General features: G+C 70.8%; 18 protein-coding genes and 1 pseudogene. 13 read left to right on the forward strand and 6 right to left on the reverse strand.

Going from position 1 to position 18,093, the window contains the following annotated elements:
- Window positions 1-89 precede the first annotated feature (89 nt).
- Window positions 90-626: a CGNR zinc finger domain-containing protein gene (locus AC2W7E_RS12860; RefSeq protein WP_105950498.1), complete on the reverse strand. Its 537-nt coding sequence runs from the start codon at window positions 624-626 to the stop codon at window positions 90-92.
- A gap of 38 nt (window positions 627-664) precedes the next feature.
- On the opposite strand from AC2W7E_RS12860, the gene AC2W7E_RS12865 reads away from it, so the two are divergent.
- The 6 genes from AC2W7E_RS12865 to AC2W7E_RS12890 all read left to right on the forward strand — a co-directional run bounded on the left by AC2W7E_RS12865 (window position 665) and on the right by AC2W7E_RS12890 (window position 7,806).
- Window positions 665-1,609 (forward strand): EamA family transporter, encoded by a 945-nt coding sequence (locus AC2W7E_RS12865; RefSeq protein WP_378868160.1) that lies wholly within the window; start codon window positions 665-667, stop codon window positions 1,607-1,609.
- 105 nt (window positions 1,610-1,714) lie between these two features.
- Window positions 1,715-2,380, forward strand: a complete 666-nt coding sequence (locus tag AC2W7E_RS12870) for a GntR family transcriptional regulator (RefSeq protein WP_378868158.1) — start codon at window positions 1,715-1,717, stop codon at window positions 2,378-2,380.
- Complete coding sequence (locus tag AC2W7E_RS12875; RefSeq protein WP_378868155.1) at window positions 2,377-3,903, forward strand: MmgE/PrpD family protein; 1,527 nt, start codon at window positions 2,377-2,379, stop codon at window positions 3,901-3,903. Before AC2W7E_RS12870 ends, AC2W7E_RS12875 begins: the two co-directional genes overlap by 4 nt.
- 123 nt (window positions 3,904-4,026) lie before the next feature.
- Window positions 4,027-4,935 (forward strand): methylisocitrate lyase, encoded by a 909-nt coding sequence (gene prpB, locus AC2W7E_RS12880; protein WP_485989267.1) that lies wholly within the window; start codon window positions 4,027-4,029, stop codon window positions 4,933-4,935.
- Window positions 4,936-5,012: 77 nt separating this feature from the next.
- The gene (locus AC2W7E_RS12885) at window positions 5,013-6,146 is read left to right on the forward strand and encodes a bifunctional 2-methylcitrate synthase/citrate synthase (RefSeq protein WP_378868152.1); all 1,134 of its coding nucleotides are present in this window, start codon (window positions 5,013-5,015) and stop codon (window positions 6,144-6,146) included.
- A gap of 172 nt (window positions 6,147-6,318) precedes the next feature.
- Window positions 6,319-7,806, forward strand: a complete 1,488-nt coding sequence (locus AC2W7E_RS12890; RefSeq protein WP_126894135.1) for an MFS transporter — start codon at window positions 6,319-6,321, stop codon at window positions 7,804-7,806.
- A gap of 13 nt (window positions 7,807-7,819) precedes the next feature.
- Here the strand turns inward: AC2W7E_RS12890 and AC2W7E_RS12895 are convergent, their stop codons facing one another.
- Both AC2W7E_RS12895 and AC2W7E_RS12900 read right to left on the reverse strand, forming a co-directional pair.
- Window positions 7,820-8,422 carry an antibiotic biosynthesis monooxygenase gene (locus AC2W7E_RS12895; RefSeq protein ID WP_062765537.1) on the reverse strand — a complete coding sequence of 201 codons (603 nt, stop codon included), beginning with the start codon at window positions 8,420-8,422 and terminating at the stop codon, window positions 7,820-7,822.
- A gap of 153 nt (window positions 8,423-8,575) precedes the next feature.
- Window positions 8,576-9,550 carry a hypothetical protein gene (locus AC2W7E_RS12900; RefSeq protein ID WP_378868148.1) on the reverse strand — a complete coding sequence of 325 codons (975 nt, stop codon included), beginning with the start codon at window positions 9,548-9,550 and terminating at the stop codon, window positions 8,576-8,578.
- A 392-nt stretch (window positions 9,551-9,942) separates the two neighbouring features.
- On the opposite strand from AC2W7E_RS12900, the gene AC2W7E_RS12905 reads away from it, so the two are divergent.
- The 4 genes from AC2W7E_RS12905 to AC2W7E_RS12920 all read left to right on the forward strand — a co-directional run bounded on the left by AC2W7E_RS12905 (window position 9,943) and on the right by AC2W7E_RS12920 (window position 14,386).
- Complete coding sequence (locus AC2W7E_RS12905; protein WP_249520914.1) at window positions 9,943-11,442, forward strand: CoA-acylating methylmalonate-semialdehyde dehydrogenase; 1,500 nt, start codon at window positions 9,943-9,945, stop codon at window positions 11,440-11,442.
- Window positions 11,443-11,451: 9 nt separating this feature from the next.
- Entirely contained in the window at window positions 11,452-12,633 is a 1,182-nt protein-coding gene (locus AC2W7E_RS12910) for an acyl-CoA dehydrogenase family protein (RefSeq protein WP_303709822.1), read from the forward strand.
- Window positions 12,630-13,508, forward strand: a complete 879-nt coding sequence (gene mmsB, locus AC2W7E_RS12915) for a 3-hydroxyisobutyrate dehydrogenase (protein WP_025105414.1) — start codon at window positions 12,630-12,632, stop codon at window positions 13,506-13,508. The genes AC2W7E_RS12910 and mmsB overlap by 4 nt, the downstream gene beginning before the upstream one ends.
- A gap of 101 nt (window positions 13,509-13,609) precedes the next feature.
- Window positions 13,610-14,386 carry an enoyl-CoA hydratase gene (locus AC2W7E_RS12920; protein ID WP_485989268.1) on the forward strand — a complete coding sequence of 259 codons (777 nt, stop codon included), beginning with the start codon at window positions 13,610-13,612 and terminating at the stop codon, window positions 14,384-14,386.
- A gap of 91 nt (window positions 14,387-14,477) precedes the next feature.
- On the opposite strand, the gene AC2W7E_RS12925 is transcribed toward AC2W7E_RS12920, so the two are convergent.
- The 3 genes from AC2W7E_RS12925 to AC2W7E_RS12935 are packed head-to-tail and all read right to left on the reverse strand — an operon-like array spanning window position 14,478 to window position 15,924.
- On the reverse strand, window positions 14,478-14,921 hold the full coding sequence (locus AC2W7E_RS12925) for a YdeI/OmpD-associated family protein (protein WP_485989269.1): 444 nt from the start codon (window positions 14,919-14,921) through the stop codon (window positions 14,478-14,480).
- A complete protein-coding gene (locus AC2W7E_RS12930) occupies window positions 14,918-15,388 on the reverse strand; it encodes an SRPBCC family protein (protein WP_485989270.1) in 471 nt (156 codons plus the stop codon). The genes AC2W7E_RS12925 and AC2W7E_RS12930 overlap by 4 nt, the downstream gene beginning before the upstream one ends.
- On the reverse strand, window positions 15,388-15,924 hold the full coding sequence (locus tag AC2W7E_RS12935) for a MarR family winged helix-turn-helix transcriptional regulator (protein ID WP_259953343.1): 537 nt from the start codon (window positions 15,922-15,924) through the stop codon (window positions 15,388-15,390). Before AC2W7E_RS12935 ends, AC2W7E_RS12930 begins: the two co-directional genes overlap by 1 nt.
- Window positions 15,925-16,099: 175 nt before the next feature.
- Here AC2W7E_RS12935 and AC2W7E_RS12940 point away from each other — a divergent pair, with 175 nt between their 5' ends.
- The 3 genes and pseudogenes from AC2W7E_RS12940 to AC2W7E_RS12950 form a co-directional block, all read left to right on the forward strand.
- Window positions 16,100-16,876 (forward strand): electron transfer flavoprotein subunit beta/FixA family protein, encoded by a 777-nt coding sequence (locus AC2W7E_RS12940; RefSeq protein ID WP_126894129.1) that lies wholly within the window; start codon window positions 16,100-16,102, stop codon window positions 16,874-16,876.
- Between the two features lies 1 nt (window position 16,877).
- A complete protein-coding gene (locus tag AC2W7E_RS12945; protein ID WP_485989271.1) occupies window positions 16,878-17,849 on the forward strand; it encodes an electron transfer flavoprotein subunit alpha/FixB family protein in 972 nt (323 codons plus the stop codon).
- Between the two features lie 2 nt (window positions 17,850-17,851).
- Window positions 17,852-18,093, forward strand: a pseudogene (locus tag AC2W7E_RS12950) (cytochrome b/b6 domain-containing protein); the annotation flags it as partial.

The following is an 18,093-nucleotide window of genomic DNA, read 5'->3' on the forward strand; positions in this document are numbered from 1 at the left end:
ATCGATAATCGTTTGTGAAGAGCAGGCAGCATCGAACCCGCTCGGACCGCATTCCGGTCTGCGGTCTCCGAGCGGGGCGCGCGGCGCGGTCAGCCGGCGGCGCGGCGGGCGCGGTACGCCGCCACGGCGTTGCGATTGGCGCAGCTCGTCGAGCAGTAGCGCTTGGAGCGGTTGCGGGAGAGGTCGAGGGCGATCGCCTGGCATGTCCCGTCCGCGCAGACGGTGAGGCGAGAGCCCTCGTCCGTGCGGATGACGTCGATCAGGGCCATCGCGGTCTCCACGAGCACCCGTTCGGCGAGCGGGCGTTCGTCGGCGAGCCCGTGCAGGTGCCAGTCCAGCTCGTCGTGGCGCACGAGCCGCGGGGTCAGGCGCACCTCGGCGAGAGCGGCGTTGACGTGTGCGGCCATCTCGTCGCGCGGAGCGAGCAGCATGGCGCGGAGGCGCGACCGCAGAGCGCGGAGGTCGTCGAGCTCCACCGTGTCCCCGTCGACCCGTCCCGTGTACGGGAACACCCGAAGGAAGGCCTTCTCGTCGTCGATGTCGACCAGGGTGTCCGGGTCCTCCGCCGAGTTGGCGAGCCAGACCGCCGCGCGCAGTGCATCCTCTGTGTCATCGGTGAAGACCATATTGACAGCTTACTCCGGTCGGCGTAGCGTCATCCCTCATGAGCACGGTGGCTGATGACACTCCGCGCACCCGGACCGGGGTGCGCCTCGGCCTGCCGCTCGCTGTCGCCGCCGCCTTCGCGTTCGGCTCCTCCGGGGCGTGGGCGCGCGGACTCATCGATGCGGGGTGGACGCCGGGGGCCGCCGTCACGGTGCGGGTCTGGGTCGCGGCGCTCGTGCTGCTCGTCCCCACGGTCCTCGCGCTCCGCGGGCGGTGGCGTGCTCTCCGGCAGAACGCGGGGATGGTCGCCGCCTATGGCCTCCTCGCCGTCGCGGCCACCCAGCTCTGCTACTTCCAGGCCGTCGCGGTGATGGACGTCGGGATCGCGCTGCTCATCGAGTACACCGCCCCGGTCGCGGTGCTCCTCTGGCTCTGGCTGCGCCGGGGCGAGCGTCCCACGCGGCGCAGCGTCCTCGGTGCCGGCATCGCCTTCGTCGGGCTCGTCCTCATGCTCGACATCGTCACCGGGGCGCAGGTGGACGTGATCGGTGTCCTCTGGGCGCTCGGGGCGATGGTGGGGGCCGCGAGCTACTTCGTGCTGTCCGCCCGGGCGGACACCGGGATCCCGCCGATCGCCCTCGCGGGCAGTGGGCTGCTGCTCGGCGCCGTGGGTCTGAGCCTCGCCGCGCTCATCGGCGTGCTGCCGTTCGCGTGGACGACGGCCGACGTCGACTACCGGTTCGGCGCGGTGCCGTGGTTCGTGCCGGTCCTCGCGATCGGCGTGATCGCCACGGCCCTCGCGTACGTGCTCGGCATCGTCTCGACGCGCATGCTCGGCTCCCGGCTGGCCTCGTTCGTCGCGCTCGCCGAGGTCGTGGCGGCCCTGCTCTTCGGCTGGCTCCTGCTCGGGCAGCTCCCCGGCCCGCTGCAGGCCCTCGGGGGCGTGCTCGTGCTCGCCGGCGTGGTCGTCGTGAAGCTCGGCGAGCCCCGCCCCGCCCCCTGAGCTGCGCCCGGATGGAGGGCGGGCGGGCAGAGGCTATGTATACGAATAGACCACCCGCATTCGAGAAGTGGACCGCGTGGGGCTCTTTATGTATACACTGGCGAGATGGTCCTCCCTGTTGAGCGCACGTCCATGGGCGATCGCGCCTATGCGGCGCTCCTCGACGGCATCCAGTCCGGGGAGCTGCCGGCCGGTTTCGTGCTCGGCGAGGTGGAGCAGGCCGAGCGCCTGGGTGTGAGCCGGACGCCGCTGCGGGAGGCTCTGCGTCGCCTGGCCGCCGACGGTCTGGTCGTGCAGCAGTCGCCCCGCGTCACCGTCGTCGCCGACCTCGACGCCGACGACATCCGGTCCCTGTTCGAGATCCGCCGCGCGCTGGAGGAGACCTCCGCCCGGCTCGCCGCCGTCCGGGGTGACGCCGACCGGTTCGCCGCGCTCGCCGAGGAGTTCGCGCACGTGGACCTCACCAGGGCGGAGGGCCGCGACGCCTACTACGCCCTGATCGCGCGATTCGATGCGGCCCTCGACGACGCCGTCGCCAACGACTACATCGCTGCGGCGCTGCGCACTGTCCGCACCCACCTCGTCCGCGTGCGGCGCATGGCGCGGGACAAGCCCGCCCGGCTCGCCGCCTCCGCCGCCGAGCACCGCACGATCGCCGAGGCGCTCGCCGCCCGCGACGGCGACCTCGCCGCCCATGCCACGCACGTGCACCTGCACAACGCGCTCACCGGCATCCTCGACTCCCTCCCCGACAGCGAAGGACACTCATGACCGTCACCCACCACGTCCGCGTGCACGCCAGCTCCGAGAACCTCGTCCGCGAGGATCAGCTCGCGTGGAAGATCGCCGAGGTCGCGGTCGACCAGGTCGAGGTCGAGCAGCCCGTCGTCGACATGATCATCAACCGCATCATCGACAACGCCGCCGTCGCCGCCGCCTCTCTCACCCGCGCGCCGATCATCGCCGCCCGCGCGCAGGCGTTCAGCCACCCCGTCTCGACGGGCGGGGCCGGCGCCAACCTGTTCGGAACGCCGCTCGACCGCCGCACCAGCCCGGAGTGGGCGGCCTGGGCGAACGGCGTGGCCGTGCGCGAGCTCGACTACCACGACACGTTCCTCGCCGCCGAGTACTCGCACCCGGGCGACAACATCCCGCCGATCCTCGCGGTCGCGCAGCACACCGGCAAGGACGGGCGCGCGCTCGTGCGCGGCATCGCCACCGGGTACGAGATCCAGATGGACCTCGTGCGCGCGATCTGCCTGCACAAGCACAAGATCGATCACGTCGCGCACCTCGGCCCGTCCGCCGCCGCCGGTATCGGCACGCTCCTCGGCCTCGACGTCGAGACGATCTACCAGGCGGTCGGACAGGCGCTGCACACCACGACCGCCACGCGCCAGAGCCGCAAGGGCGAGATCTCCACCTGGAAGGCGCACGCCCCGGCCTTCGCCGGGAAGATGGCCGTCGAGGCGGTCGACCGGGCGATGCGCGGACAGACGAGCCCCGCGCCGATCTACGAAGGCGAGGACGGCGTGATCGCCTGGATGCTCGACGGCAAGGACGCGGCCTACGAGGTGCCGCTGCCCGCCGCCGGCGAGGCCAAGCGCGCGATCCTCGACTCGTACACGAAGGAGCACTCCGCGGAGTACCAGGCGCAGGCGTGGATCGACCTCGCCCGCAAGCTCGGCACCGCGAACCCGGCCCTCCGCGACCCCGCGAACATCGCGTCGATCGTGCTGCACACCAGCCACCACACCCACTACGTGATCGGCTCGGGCGCGAACGACCCGCAGAAGTACGACCCGACGGCCTCCCGCGAGACGCTCGACCACTCCATCCCGTACATCTTCGCAGTGGCGCTGCAGGACGGCGGCTGGCACCACGTCGACTCCTACACGCCGGAGCGCGCCGGCCGCGCCGACACCGTCGCGCTGTGGCACAAGATCACCACGGCCGAGGACGCGGAATGGACCCGCCGCTACCACTCGGAGGACCCGGACGAGAAGGCCTTCGGCGGTCGCGTCGAGATCCGCCTCACCGACGGCTCGACCGTGGTCGACGAGATCGCCGTCGCCGACGCCCACCCCCTCGGCGCGCGCCCGTTCGCGCGGGAGAACTACATCGCCAAGTTCCGCCTGCTCGCGGAGCCCGTGCTCGAGCCCGCCGAGATCGAGCGGTTCCTCGAGCTCGTGCAGCGCCTGCCCGAGCTCACGGCCGCCGAGGTCGCCGAGCTCTCGATCGTCGCGAAGCCGGGTCTGCTCGACGACGCCGACGCCCCGACGGGCCTGTTCTGATGCCCTTCGACAGGCTCAGGGACCCAGCCAGCTGGGTCGCTGAGCCTGTCGAAGCGCCGCTGGGTTGCTGAGCTTGTCGAAGCATGCTGAGCCTGTCGAAGCACGATCACGAAGGAGCAACTGATGCTGTACTCCACCACGACGCCCGCCGAGAAGCGGCGCCTCCTCCGGGAGCGGCTCGCCTCCGGGGAGCTGCTGCGGTTCCCCGGCGCGTTCAACCCGCTGAGCGCCCGGCTCATCGAGGAGAAGGGGTTCGAGGGCGTCTACATCTCGGGCGCCGTGCTCTCCGCGGACCTCGGGCTGCCGGACATCGGCCTCACAACGCTCACCGAGGTCGCCGGGCGCGCGAAGCAGATCGCCCGCATGACCGAGCTGCCCGCGATCGTCGACGCCGACACCGGCTTCGGTGAGCCGATGAACGTCGCCCGCACGATCCAGGAGCTCGAAGACGCGGGCCTCGCCGGCACCCACATCGAGGACCAGATCAACCCGAAGCGCTGCGGACACCTCGACGGCAAGGCCGTGGTGGACGAGGACACCGCGATCAAGCGGATCCGCGCGGCCGCCGACGCCCGCCGCGACGAGGACTTCCTGATCATGGCGCGTACCGACATCCGCGCGATCGAGGGGCTGGACGCGGCGATCGACCGGGCCAAGGCGCTCGTCGACGCGGGGGCGGACGCGATCTTCCCCGAGGCGATGCGCACGATCGGCGAGTTCGAGGCCATGGCCGCGGCGCTGGACGTGCCGATCCTCGCGAACATGACCGAGTTCGGCAAGAGCGAGCTGTTCTCGGTCGACGCTCTCCGCGATGCCGGGGTGCGCATGGTCATCTGGCCCGTGTCGCTGCTCCGGATCGCGATGGGGGCGGCGGGCCGTGCGCTCGATACGCTGAACGACGAGGGGCACCTGACCTCGAAGCTCGGGGAGATGCAGCACCGCGCCGACCTCTACGAGCTGATCGACTACGAGTCGTACAACCGTTTCGACTCCGGCGTCTTCAACTTCACACTCGACAACACCGGTCGCTGAGCGCAGCGAAGCGGACACACGACGCGGTTGCTGAGCGAGGAGCGCAGCGACGAGTCGAAGTACACGAAGGAGTGACCATGACCGAGCCGGACATCAAGAAGGGCCTCGCGGGGGTCGTCGTCGACACGACCGCGATCTCGAAGGTCAACCCCGAGACGAACAGCCTGCTCTACCGCGGCTATCCCGTGCAGGAGCTCGCGGACACGCAGTGCTTCGAGGCCGTGGCGTACCTGCTGTGGAACGGCGAGCTGCCGACGGACGACGAGCTCGCCGCGTTCCGGCTGGAGGAGCGGAAGCACCGCGCCCTGGCCGACAACGTGAAGGCCGCCATCGACCTCGTGCCGCTCGAGGCGCACCCGATGGACGAGGTGCGCACCGCCGTGAGCCTGATCGGCGCATCCGACCCCGAGGCCGGCGGTTCCGTGCTCGACGCCGGTGGCAGCCCGGAGCAGAACCTGGCGCGCAGCATCCGCCTGTTCGCCGCGCTGCCGGCCATCGTGGCCTACGGCCAGCGACGCCGTCGCGGCCAGGAGCTCATCGCTCCGCGCGACGACCTCGACTACTCGGCGAACTTCCTCTGGATGACCTTCGGGGAGGAGGCCGACGATGTCGTGGTCGACGCGTTCAACCGGTCGATGATCCTCTACGCCGAGCACTCCTTCAACGCCTCGACCTTCACCGCCCGGGTCATCACCTCGACCCTCAGCGACATCTACTCGGCGGTCGTCGGCGCCATCGGCGCGCTCAAGGGCCCGCTGCACGGTGGGGCGAACGAGGCGGTGCTGCACATCTTCAAGGAGATCGGATCGGCGGACGCCGTCGAGGCCTGGCTCGACAAGGCCCTCGCGGAGAAGCGCAAGATCATGGGCTTCGGGCACCGCGTCTACAAGAACGGCGACTCCCGCGTGCCGACGATGAAGGCCGCGCTGGACACCCTGGTCGCGCACTACGGCCGGGAGGACGTTGCCGCGCTGTACGACGCCCTGGAGTCGCAGTTCGTCGAGCGCAAGGGGATCCACCCGAACCTCGACTACCCGTCCGGTCCCGCATACAGCCTCATCGGCTTCGACACCCTCACCTTCACGCCGCTGTTCGTCGCGGCGCGGGCGACGGGGTGGACGGCCCACGTCATCGAGCAGGCAGGCGCGAACGCCCTGATCCGCCCGCTGTCGCACTACGACGGCCCGGACGAGCGGCACGTCGCCCGCTGACCCCGTTCCGTTCGAATCGCCTGATTGGCTCCATTCTCGCCCGGGATGGAGCCATTCGCGCGATTCGAAGCGGTAGCGTGCCGACGGCCCCGGGTCAAGCGGATGCGGCGGATTTCCGGGAGGAGTAAACCGGATCCGGAACGAAAGCGTGTCCCGCGAGAAGGAGGCCCCCATGTCCGCGTCCGACGTCACCGTCAAGGAGGTCCGGTCGCTCGTCCCCGCGCGCATGGACCGGCTCCCCTGGTCGCGCTTCCACTGGATGATCGTCGTCGGACTCGGGTTCTCCTGGATCCTCGACGGCCTCGAGGTGCAGATCGTCGCGGCCAACGGCTACGCGCAGACGCTGGGGATGGGCCCGGCCGAGGTCGGTCTCGCCGGCACCTGCTACCTGCTCGGACAGGTTTTCGGCGCCCTCGTGTTCGGCCGTCTCGCCGACCGCCTCGGCCGCAAGAACCTCTTCCTGCTCTCGCTCGGGGTGTACCTCGTCGGGTCGGCCGTCGCCGGGCTCGCGTTCGCCCCCTGGTTCTTCTACATCTGGCGCTTCGTCGCCGGGGCGGGCATCGGCGGTGAGTACGCGGCCATCAACTCGGCCATCGACGAGATCATCCCCGCGAAGTACCGCGGCCGGGTCGACATCGCCATCAACGGCACCTACTGGGGCGGTGCGGCCCTCGGCGCGGTCGCCAACATGTTCTTCCTCAACACCGACATCCTGCCCGCCGACATCGGCTGGCGGCTGAGCTTCTTCCTCGGCCCGATCCTCGGCCTCCTCATCATCTGGCTGCGGCGGCACATCCCGGAGAGCCCGCGCTGGCAGATGACGCACGGCCGCGAGGAGGAGGCGGAACGCAACGTCGACGAGATCGAGGAGCGCATCCGCAAGGAGGGCAAGACGATCGAGCCCGTCGACGAGAGCAAGGCCATCACGGTCAAGGAATACGGCAGCGTCCCGTTCCTCGTGATCGCGAAGGTGCTGTTCAAGAAGTACCCGCGGCGCACGCTCGTCGGCATCACGATGATGGTCACGCAGTCCTTCCTCTACAACGCGATCTTCTTCACGTACGCGCTCGTGCTGGAGAACTTCTACGACACCCCGCCGGCATCCGCGTCGCAGTACTTCATCGTGTTCGCGGTGGGCAACCTCGCCGGCGCCCTCATCCTCGGCCACTTCTTCGACACGTGGGGTCGTCGGCGGATGCTGTTCGGCACCTACGTGCTCGCGGGACTGATCCTGCTCGTCAGCGCCTTCCTCTTCAACGCGGGGGTGCTGAACGCGGGCACGCACACGGCGTTCTGGTGTGCATCGTTCTTCTTCGCCTCGGCCGGCGCGTCCGCCGCGTATCTGACGGTGAGCGAGATCTTCCCGCTCGAACTGCGCAGCCAGGTGATCTCGTACGTCTTCTCGATCGGGCAGCTCGTCGGCGCCGTCGCTCCGGTGCTCTACGGCGCCCTGATCGGAGCGAGCGCGGAGTCTGGCGACCGCGGTCCGCTGTTCTGGGGCTACGTGCTCGGTGCGGCCATCATGATGTTCGGCGGCGTCGTGTGCGGTGTCTTCGGCGTCAGCGCCGCCGGGAAGTCGCTGGAGGACATCGCCGATCCGCTCTCGCTCGTCGAACCGGCGAAGAAGGGTGTCACCCCGGGTACGGAGTCCGGCTCCTGAGAAGGCGGTTCCGCTAGCGGGCGAGCCAGTTCCGCAGGGAGCGCGTGACGAACGGCAGCACCCAGTACGTCATGATCGGCGTGAGCACGAGGGTGGTGATGAGCACGCGGAGCCACAGCGGCACGGCGTCCCATCCCGGCACCGGGCTCATGGCGTAGGTGAACGCGAGGTTCACGGGGAAGAAGCCGAGCCAGATCGAGACGGCCTGCTTCCACCGCGGCGGCGCGGGGGCGACGGTCACGGTGCTGGTCGTGCCATCCGGGTCGACGACGGGGATGGATCCCGTGGACGGCTCGTCGAACCACCCCTCGATGCCGGAGCGGCGCTTGGACCGCTCGCTGCGGACGAAGCCCTGGCCCATCGACAGCCACCACGCGCGTTCGCCGGACTGCTCCCACGCGGTGAGCGCGTCCTCGCTCGCGAAGCGGTAGAGCATGTGCCAGACCTGGGAGTCCTCGCCGGCACGGACCCAGCCGGAGCCGAGGAACCCCGGGTACTTCGTCGCCAGGTTCACCCCGGTCTGCACCCACGCGGTGGCCTCGGCGATGCGCTCCGGGTCGACCTCGCGGCGGATGGAGACGGTGACGGGTTCGGAGACGGGCGCGGATGCGGACATGGTGCGGTCCTCGGGGGTGAGCGGCGTCGGGGTGCGGACGCGGGGTGGCGGCGCCAGGGTCGCGGCGCCTGGTCGATTCTAGTTCCCGTTCGAGTCGCGCGATTGGCTGTGAATCCGGCCCGGATGCCGCCATTCGCGCGATTCAACGCGGGGTCACCGCCCCAGCGCCGACGCCACACGGCGGATCAGTTCCTCCGGTCTGTGGAGGAGGGGTGCGGTGACCTCGATCACCGTCCACCCGGCAGCCCGCAGCGCCGCGACCCGCTCGACATCCCGTGCCCACTGCGCGCCGTGCACCATGCCGTGGTACTCCGCCGCGACGCGTTCGGCCTCCCAGACCATGTCGACGCAGGCGAGGAAGCGGCCTCGGTCGTCGAACACGTCCACGTTGAGCTGGGGCTCCGGGATCCCGGCCGCGACCAGGACGCACCGCAGCCGGCTCTCCCGCGGCGACCACGAGTCCTCCCGCACGAGCTCGACCGCCTCCCGCAACCGTGCCGCCCCGCGCCTCCGCCCAGCCGCCAGCATCTCCCGCAGCTCATCGATCGTCGCCCAGGGCTGCCGCGTGACATCCGGCCGCCCGACACCCGGTCTCCAGCGCCGGCAGAAGTAGTCGCCGAGGGCCACGAGGTCCACCAGCGGCAGCGTGCCGAGGGAGACCCAAGTCGCGGCGGGGGAGCTCACCCGGAGGCCGTCCCGATAGCGGATCGAGGTGAGGCTGGACAGTGTGCGGTGCCCGGTCACGCCGCGGGCGCGGGGGAACGGGATCCCGCCGGACGCACTGACGTGGAGGGCGAGGTCGTCCTCCGTCGCGATGCCTCCGTGATCGTCGAAGGCGAGCGGCAGGGGGCCTCCCCAGATCGACACGGCGGTCTCGTGACTGAAGAAGTGTCCCGTGTGCAGGATCGGGGCATAGGACTGCGCTCGTGCCACCCGCGCGTGCCGCTGCCGCTCGTACGGGTCTGCGATATCGGGCCCGGGAGCCGGGCGGGGGTACACGCGGACCCCGTGGAACGGAGCCTCGAGGTCGGATCCGCGCAGCCGTCCGCGACTCAGGCCGTGCAGTCGCGCCGTCCGGACCGCGAAGTCCGCCTCGAAGCGGGCCGGAAGCTGCTGTCGTCGTCCCATGCCCCCACGCTCCCACCCCGGCGGCCGGGGCGGGGTCGATCTCCACAGCCCCGGTTCGAATCGCGCACTGTGCTCCATCCCCGGCCGAAATGGAGCAAAGCAAGCGATTCGAAGGAAGAGAAGACCCCCGCCGACCCGATTCGGCGGGGGTCTCGGGAGCGAGAGTGCTCACCGTGTGCACGGGAGACGCGACTACCCGATCCGGTCTGAGTCTGTGCCGTGCATCTGCAGTTGTAATCGGCCCGGATGTCCGGCGGGTGAACGGCCGGAGAACGGCCGGCGGCGGCATCCGAACGCACGGCGACGAGAGATGCAAGGACGTCCTCGTATTTTCTCGGTTGTCGGAGTAAACTCGCCGATGTGCCAAAGACGGCACGGAGGGATGTCGCACAATGACCCGTACTATCCCGCACTTCGTGGGCGGAACGCATGTCACCCCGGAAGACGGCCGCTTCGCCGACGTCTTCGACCCGAGCACCGGAGCCGTGCAGGCCCGGGTGCCGCTCGCGTCCGCGGAGGAGGTGCGCCGCGTCATCGGGAACGCGGAGCAGGCACAGGCCGCGTGGGCGGCGACCAACCCGCAGAAGCGCGCCCGCGTCCTCCTGCGGTTCCTCGACCTCGTGCAGCAGGAGATGACCTCGCTCGCCGAACTCCTGGCGAGCGAGCACGGCAAGACCGTCGACGACGCCAAGGGCGACATCCAGCGGGGTCTCGAGGTCATCGAGTTCTCCGCCGGAGCCCCGCACCTGCTCAAGGGCGAGTACACCACCGGTGCCGGGGCGGGCATCGACGTGTACTCGATGCGGCAGCCGCTCGGGGTCGTCGCGGCGATCACGCCCTTCAACTTCCCCGCCATGATCCCCCTGTGGAAGGCCGGGCCCGCGCTCGCCGCCGGCAACGCCGTGGTGCTCAAGCCCAGCGAGCGCGACCCCTCGGTGCCGGTGCGCCTCGCCGAGCTCTTCCTCGAAGCGGGGTTGCCGGCCGGCGTCCTCAACGTGGTGCACGGCGACAAGGAGGCGGTGGACACGCTGCTCACCGACGACCGGATCCGCGCGGTCGGTTTCGTCGGCTCCACGCCCATCGCCGAGTACATCTACGCCACCGCGGCCGCCCACGGCAAGCGCGCGCAGTGCTTCGGCGGCGCGAAGAACCACATGATCGTGATGCCGGACGCCGACCTCGACCAGGCCGTCGACGCGCTCATCGGCGCCGGCTACGGCTCCGCAGGGGAGCGGTGCATGGCCATCTCGGTCGCCGTGCCGGTCGGCGAGGAGACCGCGGACGCCCTCGCCGCCAAGCTCGCCGAACGCGTCGCTCAGCTGCGGGTCGGCCCTTCCCTCGCGGCGGACGTCGACTACGGACCCCTGGTCACGCGGGCAGCCGTCGAGCGGGTGGAGGGCTACATCCAGCAGGGGATCGACGAGGGCGCGACGCTACTCGCCGACGGCCGCGGCTTCACGGTCGACGGGCACGAGAAGGGCTTCTACCTCGGACCGACCCTGTTCGATCACGTGACGACCGACATGGCGATCTACCGCGAGGAGATCTTCGGCCCGGTGCTCGTGATCGCCCGCGCCGCCGACTACGAAGAGGCGCTGCGCATGGCCTCCGAGCACGAGTACGGCAACGGCGTCGCCATCTTCACGCGCGACGGTGACGCCGCCCGCGACTTCGCCGCACGCGTGGAGGTCGGGATGGTGGGCGTGAACGTGCCCATCCCGGTGCCGATCGCCTACTACACGTTCGGCGGCTGGAAGCGCAGCGGTTTCGGCGACCTCAACCAGCACGGCGCCGACGCCTTCCGCTTCTACACGAAGACCAAGACGGTGACGAGCCGCTGGCCGTCGGGGATACGCGAGGGCGCCAGCTTCGTCATCCCCACGATGCACTAAGGACACGCGATGACCATGACCACCGTCACCACCACCGATGAGGAGCGCGAGGCGATCCTCGACGCCGTGCGAGAGTTCGCCGATGCGGAGCTCGCCCCGTTCGCCGCGGAACGCGACGAGAAGCACCTGTTCCCGCGGGAGTCGCTGCAGCGCGGCGGCGAGCTCGGCCTCGGCGGGATCTACGTGAGCGAGGAGTTCGGCGGCACGGGCCTCACCCGCGTCGACACCGTCGCCATCTTCGAGGAGCTCGCCAAGGCCGACCCCGCGGTGGCCGCCTACATCTCCATCCACAACATGGTGGTGTGGATGATCGACACCTACGGCGACGACGAGCAGCGGTCGCGCTGGCTGCCGTCGCTGACCGCCATGCAGGAGTTCGGCGGCTACTGCCTCACCGAGCCGGGGGCCGGATCCGACGCGGCGAACATCGCGACCAGTGCCGTCCGCGAGGGCGACGAGTACGTGCTGACCGGGGTGAAGCAGTTCATCTCCGGAGCCGGTGAGGCCGCGGTGTACGTCGTCATGGCGCGGACCGGCGAGCCGGGAGCCCGCGGGATCAGCGCCTTCCTGGTCCCCGGCGACGCGGAGAACCTGAGCTTCGGTGCTCCGGAGAAGAAGATGGGGTGGCACGCGCAGCCCACCCGGCCCGTGATCATGGACGGCGTGCGGGTGCCGGCGTCCGCGATGCTCGGCGACGAAGGACGCGGTTTCGCGATCGCGATGTCGGCGCTCAACGGTGGCCGCCTCAACATCGCGGCGTGCTCTCTCGGTGGCGCGCAGGCCGCGCTCGACAAGGCCGTGCAGTACGTGCACGAGCGCGTCGCGTTCGGGGAGCCGCTGGCGGAGAAGCAGTCGATCCTCTTCGCGATCGCCGACATGCGCACCGACCTGCAGGCCGCGCGGCTCATGGTGCGCGACGGCGCGCAGGCGGTGGACGAGAAGGCGCCGGACGCGACGATGCGCTGCGCGATGGCCAAGCGCTTCGCGACCGACGCCGGCTTCGAGGTGGCCAACCGCGCCCTCCAGCTGCACGGCGGCTACGGCTACCTGCAGGACTACGGCATCGAGAAGATCGTCCGCGACCTCCGCGTGCACCAGATCCTCGAGGGGACAAACGAGATCATGCGCCTGATCGTCGGCCGGGAGATGCTGCGACCCGCGGGGTCGACGTCGATGCGGAGCGCATCATGACCCGCGTCGCCTTCCTCGGGCTCGGGCACATGGGGCTGCCGATGGCGAAGAACCTCGTCGCCGCCGGACACGAGGTGCACGGCTTCGACCTCGTGCCCGCGGCCATCGAGGCGGCGCGAGCGGCCGGGATCCCCGTGGCGGCGAGCGGCGCGGAGGCGGTGGCGGACGCGGAGGTCGTGGTGACGATGTTCCCGGCGGGGAAGCACGTCATCGAGGCCTACCGCACGGAGCTGCTGGCGGCCGCGCGCCCCGGGACGCTGTTCATCGAGTCGTCGACCATCGCGGTGGACGAGGCGCGGGCCGCCCATGCACTTGCGCTCGCCGCCGGCCACCGGCACATCGATGCTCCGGTATCCGGAGGTGTGGTCGGGGCGGAGGCCGGGACCCTGGCGTTCATGGTCGGGGGCTCAGACGACGACTTCGCGGCGGCGCTGCCGCTGCTGGAGATCATGGGGAAGCGCATCGTGCACTGCGGCGGACCGGGACTCGGACAGGCGGCGAAGGTCTGCAACAACATGGTGCTCGCGGTGTCGCAGATCGCCGTCGCCGAGGCGTTCGTGCTGGGCGAGCGGTTGGGGCTCGAGCATCAGGCCCTGTTCGACGTGGTGTCCCAGGCGTCGGGGCAGTGCTGGGCGCTCACCACGAACTGCCCCGTGCCCGGTCCGGTGCCCACCAGCCCCGCGAACCGGGACTACCAGCCGGGGTTCGCGGGCGCCCTCATGGCGAAGGACCTCGGTCTCGCGCTGCAGGCCATCGAGCAGACCTCGACGGACGCGCGGATGGGTCGTCTGGCGCAGGAGCTGTACGCCGCCTACGCCGCCGGCGACGGCGCCGCCCGTGACTTCTCCGGCATCATCACGGAGATCCGCGGCTGACTCCCGCTTTCGAATCGCCTGAATGGTCGCAAATCCGGCCGAAATGCAGCAAATCGGGCGATTCGAAGGGGAGGGTGGATGACGACAGGAAGGCGGGAGCGATGACCGAGTACGAGACGATCCTGGTGGAGCAGCGCGGACGCGTGGGCTGGATCACCCTCCACCGACCGGAGGCGCTCAACGCGCTGAACAGCCGGCTCGCCGAGGAGGTCACCGCCGCCGCGCAGGCCTTCGATGCGGACGACGGCGTCGGGGCCATCGTCGTGACCGGCTCCGAGAAGGCCTTCGCGGCCGGCGCCGACATCAAGGAGATGGAGGGCATGTCCGCGGCGGAGATGCTCGAGACCGACCACTTCGGCGTCTGGCACGACTTCGCGGCCGTGCGCACCCCGGTCATCGCGGCGGTCTCCGGGTTCGCGCTCGGCGGCGGCTGCGAGCTGGCGATGATGTGCGACATCATCCTCGCCGCGGACACCGCGAAGTTCGGACAGCCCGAGATCAACCTCGGAGTGATCCCGGGCATGGGCGGCACCCAGCGGCTCATCCGCGCGGTGGGGTACTACAAGGCGGCGGAACTCGTGCTGTCCGGCCGCTTCATGGGGGCAGAGGAGGCGGAGCGCTCCGGACTCGTGTCCCGGGTCGTCCCCGCGGAGGATCTCCTGGCCGAGGCGACGACGCTGGCCGAGACGATCGCGTCGAAGTCGCTGCCGTCGGTCTACGCCGCCAAGGCCGCGCTCGATGCCGCCATGGAGACGACGCTCTCCGAGGGCCTCGCCCACGAGAAGCAGGCGTTCGCGGCGCTGTTCGACACGCACGATCAGAAGGAGGGGATGGCGGCCTTCCGCGAGAAGCGCACGCCGGACTTCCAGAACCGCTGACCGCGGTTCACAACTCAGGAGAATCGGTCGCGGAATCGCCGTTCGGCGGTTGCGCGTGGTTGGGGCCGCAGTTCTCCTGAGTTGTGAACGGTTAGCCGCGCAGGGACTCCACGATCTTCGCGATCCGGCGCTCGCGCGTCGCCTCCTGCTTGGCGTCGGCGACCGCCCTGGCGTGCTCCTTGCGCGCCGACGGGGAGAGGGCGTCGAACGCCGCGCGCACGGCCGGATCGGCGTCGAGGGCGGCGGCCAGCGCCGGCGGCACCTCGACCGTGCGTTCGGCGGTGTCGAGCCGGATGACGGCGTCGACCTCCTGGTCGATCTCGACCCCGAGGTCTGCGCGGGTGGCCTTGCTGAGACCGATCATGTTCTCGCCCCCCATGCGGGCCAGGCGCAGGCGAGCGGTGCGGCCGCCGATCGTGACCGCGACCGGGAAGGCCTTGCCCGCGCCGAAGGAGGCCACCTGCTCGTCGGTGAGGAGGATCGCCGCAGCGGGGCCGCGACCGGTGAGGACGGTGTGCACGCGCAGTTCGCTCATGCAGGAAGAGTACGCCCGCCGTCCTCGATCGCGGCGACCAGAGCGGAGTTGCGTTCGGCGATGAGCCGCTCCATGTACCGGCCGAGCACGAGGGCGTCGACGACGCGGCCGAGGGGCCCGAAGGGCGACCGGAACACGATCGTGTCGCGCATGAGGGTGCCGCGCGGGTGATCCTCGAACACATGCTCGTGCCGGAGCTCGCGGAACGGCCCGGCGATCTGTCGGTCCGTGAACCGATGCGGCGCGTCGATGTCGAACACCACGGAGCGCAGGCGGAAAGGGATGCCGAAGTGCCGCGCGCGCCAGGTGACCGTGGACCCCTCGGTGAACGCGCCGCCCGCGGGCTCCTCGATCATCGTCTCGTCGTAGCGCGCCATCGACTGCAGATGCAGTTCCGGGTCCAGCGCCGCGGCGAAGACGACAGCGCGCGATGCCGCGATCACGGTCTCGACCACGAACCGGGGCATCAGAGCGGTTCGGGGAGGGGGCGCGGATCGATGAAGTCGCCGGCGTCGCGGCGCAGACGGGCGACGATGGCGACGAGCTCCGCCGCGTCGGCCTCGCTCATGCCGGGGTCGGCGAACACGTCGGCGTTGAGGGCGGTGGTGGCGCGCTCCACGAGGTCGCGGCCGGCGTCGGTCAGGGCGAGCATGGCGGCGCGTCCGTCGTGGGGGTGCGGTTCGCGGATCACGAGGCCGTCGCGCACGAGCCGCTCGGCGGTGCTGGTGATGGTGGTGGCGTGGACCTGCAGGCGCGCGACGACACTCGACAACGGCAGGCGTCCGGCGCGGCTGAAGGCGAGCAGCCGCAGGACCTCGTAGCGGGCGAAGCTCAGGGCGAAGGGCTTGAGGGCCGCGTCGACGCGGGCCAGGAGGAGCTGCTGGGCGCGCATCACCGAGGTGACCACCGTCATGCCGTCCGCGGCCTCGGTCCAGCCGTGCGCGATCCACTGCCGCTTCGCCTCGGCGAGCGGGTCGACGGGAAGCGGGCGGGGTCGGACCACGTCTCTACGGTACCGGGGGAGTCCGCCCCCGGCTGTCAGCGGCGAGCCGCGGGGCCCGACTGTCGACTATGTATACATTGGCGGCCGAAATCGGGGGTACCACCTGCGGATCCCTCCGCCTTTGGCTACATAGAAGAGCGTGCGGATAGACTCAGCGTGTCGTGAGGAGCATTCGATGAAGATCTTCGTCCTGGTCAAAGAGGTACCGGACACCTATGGCGATCGCACGTTGAATCTCGAGACCGGACTCGCCGAACGCGGGGCCGGGGATGTGGTCCTCGACGAGATCACGGAGCGGGCCCTCGAGGTCGCCCTGGCCCACGCCGACAAGAACGAGGGCACCGAGGTCGTGGCCCTCACGATGGCGCCCGAGAGCGCGACGGCATCCGTGCGGCGGGCCCTCGCGATCGGCGCCGCCTCCGCGATCCACATCGTCGACGAGCAGCTCGTCGGCGCCGACCTGGGTCTCACCGCCGAGGTGCTCGCCGCCGCGATCCGCCGCGGCGCCCCCGACCTCGTCATCACCGGCAACCTGTCCACCGACGGCGCCGGCGGCGTCCTCCCCGCGATGCTCGCCGAACACCTCGGCTGGGCGCAGGCCACCGCCCTCACCGCGGTCGAGATCACCGCCGAGGGCGTCTCCGGCACCCGCGGCGCCGACGCGGGCAACCAGCAGGTGACCGCCCCGCTGCCCGCCGTGATCTCCATCACCGAGGCGCTCCCGGACGCCCGGTTCCCCAATTTCAAGGGGATCATGGCGGCGAAGAAGAAGCCGCTGGAGGTGCTGTCCCTCGCCGACCTCGACGTGTCGGCCGACCCGGCGGCGGCACCGCGCACCATCATGACCGCGGTCTCGGAGAAGCCCCCGCGGGCCGCCGGCGTCAAGATCACCGACGAGGGCGATGCCGCCGAGAAGCTCGTCGAGTTCCTCGTGCAGAACAGGCTGGTGTGACATGGCGTACCCCGAGAACCCGATCCTCGTGCTCCTCGACGTCGACCCGTCCGGTGCACTCGCCAGCAGCACCGCCGGACTCCTCGGCGCGGCGGCAGGCGTCGGCACACCGGTCGCGGTGATCGTCGGCGGTTCCGAGGCGGCGGTCGCCAGGGCGGCGGAGGCCGGAGCCGCGGTCGTGCTCACGGCCGAGGGCGACCCGTCCGCGCTGACGGTCCCGATCGTGGACGCGCTGCAGGCCGCCGCCGCGCGGGTGCATCCCGCGGCCGTCCTCATCTCGAACTCGATCTCCGGACGCGATGTCGCCGGCCGGTTCGCGGTGCGGACGAAGAGTGCGCTCGCCGTGGACGCGGTCGGGGTCTCGCGTGACGACGAGGGCATCGTCGCCCACCACTCGGTCTATGGCGGGGCGTATCTCGTCGACGCCGCCGCGACGTACGGCACGCTCGTCGTCACGCTGCGCCAGGGCGCTGTGGACGCCAGAGCCGAGGCGGTCGCCTCCCCGCAGGTCGAGCAGCTCGCGGTCACTCCGTCCGGAGCGGTCGCCGCGACGGCGGGCCCCGTCGAGACGGTCGAGGCCACCTCGTCCCGGCCCGAGCTGCGCGGAGCGACCCGCGTCGTGTCGGGCGGCCGGGGTCTCGCCTCGAAGGAGAAGTTCGTGCTCGTGGAGGAGCTCGCCGACGCCCTCGGGGCCGCGGTCGGCGCCTCGCGTGCCGCCGTCGATGCGGGCTACATCCCGCAGTCCCACCAGGTCGGGCAGACCGGGGTCTCGGTGTCGCCGCAGCTCTACGTCGCGCTCGGGATCTCCGGCGCGATCCAGCACCGCGCCGGCATGCAGACGTCGAAGAACATCGTGGCGATCAACAAGGACCCGGAGGCGCCGATCTTCGACGTCGCCGACTTCGGCATCGTCGGCGATGTGTTCACGATCGTGCCGCAGGTGATCGCTGCGCTCGAGGCGCGGAAGAAGTAGCCATGGCGACGCGGGTGCTGCGCCGCGGGCTTCCGCGGGTGCCGGGCGGCGAGCCGTGGCCGCCCGCCGAGGTGACGGTCGAGACCGTCGATGCGGCCGAGGTGGCCGCCGTGGTCGAGGTGGCCGCCGTCGAGGCTCCGGTGTCGGCGCCGACGGAGCGCCTCGAGGGCACGGCCCCCGAGGTCGAGGCCGCTGTCGCGACCCCCTCTCTGCCGGAGGCGCCGCCCCGCGCCCGACTCTCCAC

This window comes from Microbacterium sp. CFSPD4_SD4 (assembly GCF_057364585.1).